Source organism: Mycobacterium sp. (assembly GCF_035653355.1).
Classification (GTDB): domain Bacteria; phylum Actinomycetota; class Actinomycetes; order Mycobacteriales; family Mycobacteriaceae; genus Mycobacterium.
Genome location: NZ_DASRBZ010000195.1, coordinates 1 through 11,129 on the forward strand (window position 1 = coordinate 1; position 11,129 = coordinate 11,129).

General features: G+C 66.0%; 11 protein-coding genes and 1 pseudogene. 9 read left to right on the forward strand and 3 right to left on the reverse strand.

What is annotated here, in order from left to right; all coding sequences use genetic code 11:
• The 9 genes and pseudogenes from VFA16_RS06565 to VFA16_RS06605 form a co-directional block, all read left to right on the forward strand.
• Positions 1-247: pseudogene (locus VFA16_RS06565) on the forward strand (indole-3-glycerol-phosphate synthase TrpC); the annotation flags it as partial.
• A gap of 51 nt (positions 248-298) precedes the next feature.
• Positions 299-1,570: a tryptophan synthase subunit beta gene (trpB, locus tag VFA16_RS06570; protein ID WP_324967037.1), complete on the forward strand. Its 1,272-nt coding sequence runs from the start codon at positions 299-301 to the stop codon at positions 1,568-1,570.
• On the forward strand, positions 1,567-2,379 hold the full coding sequence (gene trpA / locus VFA16_RS06575) for a tryptophan synthase subunit alpha (RefSeq protein ID WP_324967038.1): 813 nt from the start codon (positions 1,567-1,569) through the stop codon (positions 2,377-2,379). Before trpB ends, trpA begins: the two co-directional genes overlap by 4 nt.
• Positions 2,376-3,824, forward strand: coding sequence for a prolipoprotein diacylglyceryl transferase (locus VFA16_RS06580; RefSeq protein ID WP_324967039.1), 1,449 nt, complete (start codon positions 2,376-2,378; stop codon positions 3,822-3,824). Before trpA ends, VFA16_RS06580 begins: the two co-directional genes overlap by 4 nt.
• A 43-nt stretch (positions 3,825-3,867) precedes the next feature.
• Positions 3,868-4,233: a TM2 domain-containing protein gene (locus VFA16_RS06585; protein WP_324967040.1), complete on the forward strand. Its 366-nt coding sequence runs from the start codon at positions 3,868-3,870 to the stop codon at positions 4,231-4,233.
• Position 4,234: 1 nt separating this feature from the next.
• Positions 4,235-4,636, forward strand: a complete 402-nt coding sequence (locus VFA16_RS06590; protein ID WP_324967046.1) for a DUF2752 domain-containing protein — start codon at positions 4,235-4,237, stop codon at positions 4,634-4,636.
• A gap of 143 nt (positions 4,637-4,779) precedes the next feature.
• Entirely contained in the window at positions 4,780-6,198 is a 1,419-nt protein-coding gene (pyk, locus tag VFA16_RS06595) for a pyruvate kinase (protein WP_324967041.1), read from the forward strand.
• A gap of 62 nt (positions 6,199-6,260) precedes the next feature.
• Positions 6,261-7,118: an acyl-CoA thioesterase II gene (locus VFA16_RS06600; RefSeq protein WP_324967042.1), complete on the forward strand. Its 858-nt coding sequence runs from the start codon at positions 6,261-6,263 to the stop codon at positions 7,116-7,118.
• 195 nt (positions 7,119-7,313) lie between these two features.
• Positions 7,314-8,711, forward strand: coding sequence for a bifunctional lysylphosphatidylglycerol flippase/synthetase MprF (locus tag VFA16_RS06605; protein ID WP_324967043.1), 1,398 nt, complete (start codon positions 7,314-7,316; stop codon positions 8,709-8,711).
• Between the two features lie 3 nt (positions 8,712-8,714).
• Here the strand turns inward: VFA16_RS06605 and VFA16_RS06610 are convergent, their stop codons facing one another.
• The 3 genes from VFA16_RS06610 to VFA16_RS06620 all read right to left on the reverse strand — a co-directional run.
• Positions 8,715-9,290, reverse strand: a complete 576-nt coding sequence (locus tag VFA16_RS06610) for a DUF4190 domain-containing protein (protein WP_324967044.1) — start codon at positions 9,288-9,290, stop codon at positions 8,715-8,717.
• Between the two features lie 2 nt (positions 9,291-9,292).
• Positions 9,293-10,984: a thiol reductant ABC exporter subunit CydC gene (cydC, locus tag VFA16_RS06615; protein ID WP_324967045.1), complete on the reverse strand. Its 1,692-nt coding sequence runs from the start codon at positions 10,982-10,984 to the stop codon at positions 9,293-9,295.
• A partial coding sequence (locus tag VFA16_RS06620) for a hypothetical protein (protein WP_324967047.1) occupies positions 10,977-11,129 on the reverse strand: 153 nt, incomplete at its 5' end. The genes cydC and VFA16_RS06620, both read right to left, overlap by 8 nt.

Sequence of the window (11,129 nt, forward strand, 5' to 3'; positions counted from 1 at the left end):
CGACCTCACCACACTGGAAGTGGACCGGGATTGCTTCGCGCGGATTGCCCCTGGTCTGCCCACCGACGTGATCAGGATCGCCGAGTCGGGAGTGCGCGGCACCGCCGATCTGCTGGCGTATGCGGGCGCCGGCGCGGACGCGGTGCTGGTCGGCGAAGGCCTGGTCACCAGCGGTGACCCGCGGGCAGCGGTCGCTGATCTGGTCACTGCAGGCACTCACCCGTCCTGCCCGAAGCCGGCCCGCTAGCCGTCCAGAAGCGTTGAACCCGATGAACCAGTTGCGCGTTGAGCCTTGGTGATGGCAGATTTCTCCGGCCCGGAGCTGCCTCGCTCCAGTGCGGCCATCGCCGAACCGACCCGCCACGACCCCGACGCTCGTGGTCATTTCGGCGCGTACGGCGGGCGCTACGTCGCCGAGGCGCTGATGGCGGTTATCGAGGAAGTCACCGCCGCCTACGACAAGTCGCGTACTGACCAGGATTTCCTCGACACCCTGGACAAGTTGCAGGCGCACTACGCGGGCAGGCCGTCGCCGTTGTATGAGGCGCGCCGGCTCAGCGAGCACGCTCATGGGGCGCGCATCTTTCTCAAGCGAGAAGACTTGAACCACACGGGGTCTCACAAGATCAACAATGTGCTGGGGCAGGCGTTGCTGGCCCAGCGGATGGGCAAGACCAGAGTGATCGCCGAGACCGGCGCGGGGCAGCACGGCGTGGCTACCGCCACCGCATGTGCGTTACTTGGCCTGGACTGCGTCATCTACATGGGCGCCGTCGACACCGCGCGCCAAGCGCTCAACGTGGCGCGGATGAGGCTGCTGGGCGCCGAGGTGGTGTCGGTGGAGTCGGGTTCCAAGACCCTCAAAGATGCCATCAACGAGGCGTTCCGGGATTGGGTCACCAATGCCGACAGCACGTACTACTGCTTCGGCACCGCGGCCGGCCCGCATCCCTTCCCGACCATGGTGCGCGACTTTCAGCGGGTCATCGGACTCGAGACACGCGTGCAGATCCGCGAGCAGGCGGGTCGGCTGCCCGACGCCGTGACCGCGTGCGTTGGTGGCGGATCGAACGCCATCGGGATCTTCCACGCATTCATCGACGATCCCGCGGTCCGGTTGGTCGGATTCGAGGCCGCCGGTGACGGCGTCGAGACGGGCCGACACGCCGCCACGTTCACGGGCGGCTCGCCGGGAGCGTTTCAGGGCTCGTACTCGTATCTGCTGCAGGACGACGACGGCCAGACCATTGAATCGCATTCGATCTCGGCCGGTCTGGACTACCCGGGCGTCGGGCCAGAGCACGCGTGGCTGCGGGAAACCGGACGCGCCGAGTACCGCGCCATCACCGATGCCGAGGCAATGGACGCGTTTGGGCTGCTGTGCCGCACCGAGGGAATCATTCCGGCGATCGAATCCGCGCACGCAGTGGCCGGTGCGCTCAAGCTGGGAGCCGAGATGGGCAGCGGCGCCGTAATTGTGGTGAACCTGTCAGGTCGCGGTGACAAAGACGTCGAGACCGCTGCGAAGTGGTTCGGCCTGCTCGACACGCGAGGCGACGCCCATTCATGACTGTGAAACAAAGCGAAACAAGCCGATTGGCGCCGCTTTTCAACACATGTCAGCAGAGCAATCGGGCAGCCTTGATCGGCTATCTGCCGACCGGTTATCCCGACGTGCGCACCTCGATCGACGCGATGGCAACGCTCGTCGAATGTGGTTGTGACCTCATCGAAGTCGGGGTGCCGTATTCGGATCCGGGCATGGACGGCCCGACGATCGCAACGGCGTCGGAGGCCGCGCTGCGCGGCGGTGTGCGGGTCCGCGACACGTTGACCGCAGTGGAGGCGATCAGTGCAGCCGGTGGCCGCGCTGTGGTGATGACGTACTGGAACCCCGTGCTGCACTACGGGGTTGACGCATTCGCGCGTGACTTGGCCGCTGCGGGTGGGCACGGGCTTATCACGCCTGACCTCATTCCCGATGAGGCGGACCAGTGGCTGGCGGCATCCGACGAGTACGGGTTGGATCGCATCTTTTTGGTGGCACCGTCGTCGACGCCGCAGCGGTTGGTGGCGACAATTGAGGCGTCGCGCGGGTTCGTCTACGCGGCGTCGACCATGGGTGTGACCGGAGCACGTGATGTGGTGTCGCAGGCCGCACCCGAACTGGTGAGCAGAGTGAGGGCGGTGTCTGACATTCCGGTCGGGGTCGGCCTAGGTGTGCGGTCACGACAACAGGCGGCGGAGATAGCCAGCTACGCCGACGGCGTCATCGTCGGCTCAGCGCTCGTATCTGCGCTAACCGATGGCATGTCAACGTTGCGTGCACTGACTGAAGAACTGGTTGTCGGTGTGCGCCAAAGGGATTCCGAATTATGACGACTATTCTTGCCTATTTCCCCAGCCCGCCACGCGGGGTCTGGCACCTGGGTCCGATCCCGATCCGCGCTTACGCGCTGTTCATCATCGTCGGCATCGTCGTTGCCCTGCTTATCGGTGACCGGCGTTGGGAGGAGCGAGGCGGCGAGCGTGGCGTTATCTACGACGTCGCGTTGTGGGCCGTGCCTTTCGGGTTGATCGGTGGCCGGCTCTATCACCTGATCACCGACTGGCGGACGTACTTCGGCGGTGGTGGAGCGGGATGGGGCGCGGCACTGCGCATCTGGGACGGTGGCTTGGGGATCTGGGGCGCGGTTGCGCTCGGCGGTGTGGGAGCGTGGATTGCGTGCCGCCGCCGCGGCATTCCGCTGCCGGCCTTCGCTGATGCGGTGGCGCCGGGCATCGTGCTGGCGCAGGCGATCGGCCGGCTCGGGAACTACTTCAACCAGGAGCTCTTCGGCCGCGAGACCACACTGCCATGGGGCATGGAGGTCTTCTACCGGCGCGACCCGGCCGGATTCGTCGACGTGCATTCGCTCGACGGCGTGTCGACCGGCCAGTTGGCGATGGTGGTGCAGCCGACGTTCCTCTACGAAATGCTTTGGGACATCCTCATCTTCGCTGCACTGATCTATCTGGATCGGCGGTTCACAATCGGTCACGGCCGGCTGTTTGCGCTCTATGTCGCCGGCTATTGCATCGGCCGGTTCTGCATCGAGCTGTTGCGGGATGACCCCGCCACCCATATCGCCGGGATCCGGGTCAACTTGTTCACCTCGACATTCGTGTTCATCGGCGCGGTGATCTACCTCATGGCGGCGCCCAAGGGTCGTGAGGATCCCGCGACGCTCGGCGGCGCTGCTCGCGTCGAGGAGGCACCGGCGCCCGAGCCGGCCACCGAACTTGCCGCGGTTGCTTCGGCAACAGGTGCCGGCGACGCGGCAAAGCTCAGCGGCCAAGGCGGCGACGGGCTCGTCGAGTCCGCGGAAACCGAAGAGGCCGCCGAAGCCGCCGAAGCCCACGAAGTCGAAGAGGCCGCCGAAGCCGCCGAAGTCGAAGAGCCTGAAGTCGAAGAGCCCGAGCCCCAGGAGGCCGAGGAGGCGGAGGGTGAACCGGCAGAGGCCGAGAAGGCGGGGGTCGACGCGGCGGAGCCCGAGGCGACTGCGGAACCCGAGGTCAGCGAGGAGGAAGAAGCCGAGCCCGAGCCGGCCGAGGCAGCGGCCGAGGCTGAGGAGGAGGCCGAGGCTGAGGCTGAGGAACCCGAGCCCGAGAAGCCTGAGGAGGCCCAGCCCGAGGAAGTGGCTGAGGCTGAGGAAGCCGAGCCAAAGCCGGAGACCGCTACCCACACGCCGGCACCAGTGACGGCTGACTTACGCATCACGCGATGGACCTCGCGGCTACGCACCCTGAGACGACCGCGGCGGGGCAGCACAGACGGACCGTGATTTCACAGACCTATCACGCGGCCCTCTCTGGCATGCTTGAGACGTGACAGATTCGCCGCAGCCAGGCGCACCCGATCCCCGTTGGCAGCCAAGTGGCTACCAGCAGTACCCGCCGCCCGGGAGCTACGTCGATCCCACGGCACCATATGGCCGCCATCCCGTGACCGGCGAGCCGCTGTCCGACAAATCGAAGGTCATCGCCGGGCTGTTGCAGCTACTCGGGTTATTGGGTTTCCTCGGCTTCGGGCGCATGTACCTCGGTCAGATCGGCCTCGGCATCGCGCAATTGGTCGTCGGCCTGGTGACCTTCGGCCTCGCCGCCGCTATCTGGGGCATTGTGGACGCGATTCTGATCCTCACCGACAAGGTGCGTGACCCGCAGGGCCGCCCACTGCGCGATGGAACGTAGCCTGTCGCCGACGAATCGGCGCCATGCATATGGCGCGGTTGGCTCCGGCGCGCTGCTCGCGGCAGCCGTCGCCTATGTTGGCTTGGCCGATCCGCACAGCCCGCATTCGCTGTTTCCGCTGTGTCCGTTCAAATTGCTGACCGGCTGGAACTGTCCGGTCTGCGGCGGGCTTCGCATGGTGTATGACGTCCTGCACGGCGATTTGGTCACCGCCGTCACCGACAACGTTTTCCTGCTCGCGGGTCTGCCGATGCTGGTGGTGTGGATCTTGTTGCGCCGCCGCCACCAAGCCCCGGTGCTGCCAATACCTGCTGTGGTCACCATCACCGCCGTCGCGATCGCCTGGACGGTGCTGCGCAACCTGCCCGGCTTCCCGCTGATCCCGACGGTTACCGGTGGGTAACCGGAAGGCGTTGAATTCGACTCGCGCACAACAAAAACGGCAAACCCGCGGTGAACTGCCGCTACTGCCGTGTGGGACATGTCCCATACCGCGCTTGCGCGACAGCACGCTGCGGCCACCCAGCAGGACTATGCTGAATCGTCGTGACGAGACGCGGGAAGATCGTCTGTACCCTCGGCCCGGCCTCCAACTCCGACGAGATGGTCAGAGCGTTGGTCGAGGCCGGAATGGACGTGGCCCGAATGAACTTCAGTCACGGCGAGTACAGCGATCACAAAGCCGCCTATGAGCGTGTGCGTGCCGCCTCGGACGCCACCGGCCGCGCGGTCGGCCTGCTGGCCGACCTGCAGGGCCCGAAAATCAGGCTGGGCCGCTTCTCCAGTGGTTCCACCTATTGGGCCACCGGCGAGACGGTGCGGATCACCATCGACGACTGCCAGGGCACCCATGACCGGGTATCGACCACGTACAAACAGTTAGCCAATGACGCGGCTGCCGGCGATCGCGTCCTCGTCGACGACGGCAGGGTCGGTCTGCTGGTCGAGGAAGTGGACGGCGACGACGTAGTCTGCACCGTCACCGAAGGCGGTCCGGTCAGCAACAACAAGGGAATGTCGCTGCCCGGCATGAACGTCACCGCTCCGGCCTTGTCCGACAAAGACATTGAAGATCTGCAGTTTGCGCTGGACCTCGGTGTCGACATGGTGGCGCTTTCGTTCGTGCGTTCGCCGTCGGATGTTGAGCTGGTGCACGATGTGATGGATCGGTTCGGCCGGCGGGTGCCCGTGATCGCCAAACTCGAAAAGCCCGAAGCGATCGACAATCTCGAAGCCGTGGTGCTGGCGTTCGACGCCATCATGGTGGCCCGCGGCGACCTCGGTGTCGAGCTGCCGCTGGAAGAGGTTCCGCTGGTGCAGAAGCGCGCCATCCAGATGGCCCGCGAAAACGCCAAGCCGGTCATCGTGGCCACACAGATGCTGGACTCGATGATCGAAAATCCGCGACCGACCCGGGCCGAGGCCTCCGACGTCGCCAACGCCGTGCTCGACGGCGCCGACGCGCTGATGCTTTCCGGCGAGACCGCGGTCGGCAAGTACCCGCTCGCCGCGGTCAAGACGATGTCGCGGATCATCTGCGCGGTCGAGGAGAATTCAGTGGCCGCCCCGCCGTTGACCCACATACCCCGCACCAAGCGCGGCGTGATCTCCTATGCCGCCCGCGACATCGGTGAACGGCTGGACGCCAGGGCCTTGGTCGCGTTCACCCAATCCGGCGACACGGTGCGCCGGCTGGCCCGCTTGCATACCCCGCTGCCACTGCTGGCCTTTACGCCATTGCCGGAGGTGCGCAGCCAACTGGCCATGACGTGGGGCACTGAGACCTTCATCGTTCCGACAATGCAATCCACCGACGGCATGATCCGCCAGGTCGACAAGTCGCTGCTTGAGCTGGGTCGCTACAAGCGGGGTGACCTCGTGGTCATCGTCGCCGGTGCACCGCCGGGCACAGTCGGCACCACCAACCTGATCCACGTGCACCGGATCGGCGAAGACGACGTGTAGCCCGGCGACGATCGCTCCGCGAAGCGGAGCGAGGACGAGCCGGGCAATTAGGGTAAGCGTTGATGTCTGACTTTGACGAGCTGCTTGCTGTTCTTGACCTGAACCACGTCGGCGACGACATCTTCATCGGCTCGCACCCGAGCAAAAACCCCATGCGCACGTTTGGTGGCCAGTTGATGGCGCAGTCGTTCGTGGCGGCCAGCCGCTCCCGCACCCGCGACCTGCCGCCCAACGCGCTTTCGGTGCACTTCATCAACGGCGGTGACACCACCAAGGACATCGAGTTCCGCGTGGTACGGCTGCGCGACGAGCGACGCTTCGCCAACCGCCGCGTCGACGCGATGCAGGACGGAACCCTGTTGGCGTCCGCGATGATCTCGTATCTGTCCGGCGGCCGAGGCCTCGAGCACGGCATCGATCCCCCGCAGGTCCCCGAACCGCACACCCTCCCGAAAATCGGTGACCTGCTGCGTGGTTACGAAAAGACCGTCCCGCACTTCGTCAACGCGCTTCAACCGATCGAATGGCGCTACACCAACGACCCGGCCTGGATCATGCGCGACAAAGGTGAACGGCTCCCTCACAACCGGGTGTGGGTCAAAGCCGACGGCGTGATACCGGCCGACCCGGTGCTGCACACCGCAGCACTCGTCTATTCGTCGGACACCACGGTGCTGGACTCCATCATCACCACCCATGGACTGTCCTGGGGCTATGACCGCATCTTCGCTGCGACGGTCAACCATTCGGTGTGGTTTCACCGGCAGGTCAGCTTCAATGACTGGGTGTTGTACGCGACGTCGTCTCCGGTGGCCGCCGACTCACGGGGGCTGGGCACCGGACACTTCTTCGACCCGGCCGGGCAGCTCCTGGCGACGGTCGTTCAGGAAGGCGTCGTGAAATATTTCCCCGGCCATTAAAGCCGGTGGTAACTGCTCTACAACGATCCGGTTCCGACGCCAGCTAAGCCGCAGCGCCAGCGGCCATCCCGGCGTAGCGTTTCCGGATATTGGGTAGGCAGAATGTAGGGCAAAACCGACGATGTGCCACTCAAGTGAACAACGAACCAGCCCGGTGCGCCGCTTGAGTGCCAAGCAGAGCGACCGGAGGTATCGGTGAGTAGTTCGTCGGTCGACGTCGCGCCAAGGCTCCGCCCCAGCGAGCGGGTGGTCGTTCACGTCGACTCGCCGGCAGCGCGCTGGATCGGCGCGTTGGCCCTGCTCAGCGCAGCCTGCTGGCTGGTTGCGGTGATCGCGCATGATCACCGTCACCCTGATTGGGAGGCTACCGGCCGACTGGCGTGGTCGCTGACGGTGTTGGCCGCCGTGGCGTTGATCGCCCGCGGCATCTTCCTGGGCCGGCCGGTCACCGCGCTGCACGCGACCTTCGCCGTCCTCGTCCTGTTCGCGGGCCTGGGCGCGCACGTGCTGTCCTTCGATTTGCTCGGTGACGTTTTAATCGCCGCGTCGGGCCTGGCGCTGATGTGGCCTACCTCGGTGCGGCCGCGCACCGACGACCTGCCGCGGGTATGGGCGCTGATCAACGCCACCAGCGGCGACCCGTTGGCACCGTTCGCCATGCAGACCGGCAAGTGCTACCACTTCAGTGCTGACGGCACGGCGGCACTGGCTTATCGCACCCGGATCGGATACGCAGTGGTCAGCGGTGATCCGATCGGCGACGAGGCGCAGTTCCCTCAGCTGGTGGCCGACTTTGCCGCTATGTGCCACACCCGCGGGTGGCGGATCGTGGTGCTGGCGTGCGGCGAGCGATGCCTGGATCTGTGGAGTGAACCGGCGGTGCTGGGGCAATCGCTTCGGGCCATCCCGATCGGTCGAGACGTCGTCATCGACGTAGCCGAGTTCGAAATGGTGGGGCGCAAATTCCGCAACCTGCGTCAAGCCGTCAAGCGCACCCACAACTTCGGCGTCACCACTGAAATCGTGGCCGAGCAAGAACTCGACGACGAGCGGTTGGCCGAATTGACAGACGTGGTGCGGACGTCACCGCGCGGGGCCCACGCCGATCGTGGGTTCTGCATGAACCTCGACGGCGTCCTAGAGGGGCGCTATCCGGGGATACAGCTGATCATCGCCCGGGACAACTCGGGCAAGGTGCAGGGTTTCCACCGCTACGCCACCGCGGGCGCCGGCAGCGACATCACTCTCGACGTGCCCTGGCGACGCCGCGGAGCGCCCAACGGGCTCGACGAACGGCTGTCGGTCGACATGGTGATGGCCGCGAAAGAGACTGGGGGCCAGCGGTTATCGCTGGCGTTTGCGGCCTTTCCGGAAATTTTTGACGAAAAGCATCGCGGGAGGATGCAGAGTCTGTTCTACCGGCTGATCCATCTGCTGGATCCGTTGATCGCGTTGGAGTCGTTGTACCGGTATCTGCGCAAGTTCCACTCCGCTGGCGAACGGCGCTACGCGCTCGTGCAACTGCGGCAGTTGTTGCCGTTGCTGTACGTGTTGTTGTCGCTGGAGTTCATGCCCCGCCGACGCCGCCTTTGACGTCTACGGCGACGGCTGCGGTGTGAGGGTGACGCTGAACTTGTCCTCGACGTGCTCGCGGAATCGCTCTACGCATTGCTGGCGCAGGTTCGGATCGGAGCCTGCCCGCTGTAAGCAGTCGACGTAGTCACCACCGCCGACGTCTCGCCACAGTGCGGTCCATATCGCGATGAAAATCAGGCCGACCACAATCGCTATCCCGCCCAGCACGATGCCCGCGATTGCGACGCCGCCGTTGTTGGCTTCGCCTCGCCGGACCCGTCGATGAGCGAAGATTCCCAACACCGCGGCCACGACGCCGAGGATGACAGCGCCGAACACCGACCACACACACAGCAAGGCGATGACGGCAAGCACCAACGATGCGGTGCCCAAGCCATTTCGCGGGCCGCCTGGCACCGGCGCGTAAGGCGGGTACGACGGGGGATAGCCACCGGGATAGGGACTGGGTGGATAAGGGTAGGGCGGTGGGGTGTGCTGACCCGCATCCGGCCACGGAGACCGGGGTTCCGGTCTGCCCGACCGGTTTTCGGGCTTATCCGACGGCGTGTCGGGGGATCTGTCCGAGGAATCTGTCATAACTAACGCTCCCCATCGGCCGGCGTGGACAACCGGCAGTCAGCGTACTCGTCGTGACCGATGCGTAGTTGCGGACACCGAATGTCGTTGGGCAGGTGGTGGGTTGCCACCACGACGGTCCGCGCGGCGGTCATCAGTCCGCCGTCGGGGGAAAGCAGCTCCCGCAAAAGGGCTTCGGTGTCAACGGCGTCGAGGTGTTCGGTCGGCTCGTCGAGCAGCACGATAGGGGCTGGTGAGATCACCGCACGGGCTAACAGCAATCGCCTGCGTTGACCCGCTGATACCGCTTGTGCGCCACCGGTCAACACCGTCGTCAGCCCGTCGGGCAGGCCGCCCAGCCAGTGACCGAGGCCGACGCGGTGCAGAGCCTCGATCAGCTCGTCGTCGCCGCAGTCTCCGCGCGACACCAGCAAGTTGTCCCGGACTGTGGTGGCGAAAATGTGAGCGTCCTCTGCGAAAAAGCAGACCACTCTGCGCAATTCATTTTCGCTCAGCAGGTCTACCGGGGTGCCGTTGAGCTCGACCCGGCCGTGCAGCGGTGGCAGCAATCCGGCGAGCGTCATCAATAGCGTGGTCTTGCCGCAGCCGCTGGGACCGGTGACCGCCAACCTGGCGCCGGGCGGCAAATCCACGCTCACCTGAACTGAACTGGACCCATCCGGGTACCCGGTGCGAATATCGGCGGCCAACAGCCAGGGTGACTCTTCGATGGTGGGCGATGCAGCGCGGATAACCGGCTGCGGATCAGCGGACTGAGTCAGCTCGCTCAGGCGACAGGCAGCGATCCGTGAGCGGGTCAGCTGGATCGCGGCGCCTGGCAGCGCATTCGTCGCCTCGAATGCCGACAACGGGAGCAGCATCAGGATCGCCAGCGTGGTAGGCGCGACGGACGATGCCATCCCGATCCCCGCAATCACGGCGCCCAGCACGCTGAGCGCGATTGCGGCTGTGGGCATGGCTTCGGCGACGGCGGCCGGTTTCGCCGCGGCATCGAGTGCGCCCGCCCAACGGCGGTGTTGTCGCGTGGATTCGGCGATGACGTCGGGCAGGACGCCACCGACGCGGAGCTCGGGTGCATGTTCCAGCGCGATCATCGCTGATGCGTTGCGGTCGGAAAGATGATGGCGCGCAACGGTCTCCTGCGCCGTGGCGGCTGTAGCCGCCAGATAGGGGGCAAAAACGCCTGCGGCAAGTAGACACGCGGCCAGGGCCAGCGCCGCCGGCAGGGAGATGACCGCGACAACCGCCGTCGCGGCCACCCCCAGTACCGCAGCCACGGCGATCGGTAACACCGCACGGACCAGCACGTCGGCCAGCTCGTCGACGTCCGCGCCGACCCGGGTCACCAGCTGGCCGCTGTGCAGCCGCGCCACGGCATCGACCGGTCCGCGGGCCAGGCGTTGATAGATTCGGGCCCGGGCGCTGCCCGCGGACCGCAGGGCGGCGTCGTGGGTGGCCAGCCGCTCGCAGTAGTGCAGCACGCCGCGAGAAATCGCCAGCGCCCGCACCATGACGACGGCCACCGACAGGTCCAGCACCGGCGGCATCTGCCAGGCGCGCGTGATCAGCCACGCCGAGACCCCGGCCAGCGCCAGCGCACTGCTCAACGCCAGCACACCGAGCGTCACGGCGAGCAGAAGACGAGACAGCCGAGGCCGCAGCAACCCGGCCGCGGTCAGCAGCGTTTCAGACATACGCATGGTGCTCGGCGCTCACCGCCACCACCTGGTCAGCGATCTCGATGACCTGCTCGCGATGGGCGACCACCACCACGGTGGCCCCTGCCCGCGCACGCTCGACGACGGCACCCAGAACCCGAGCCTCGGTGTCGGCGTCGAG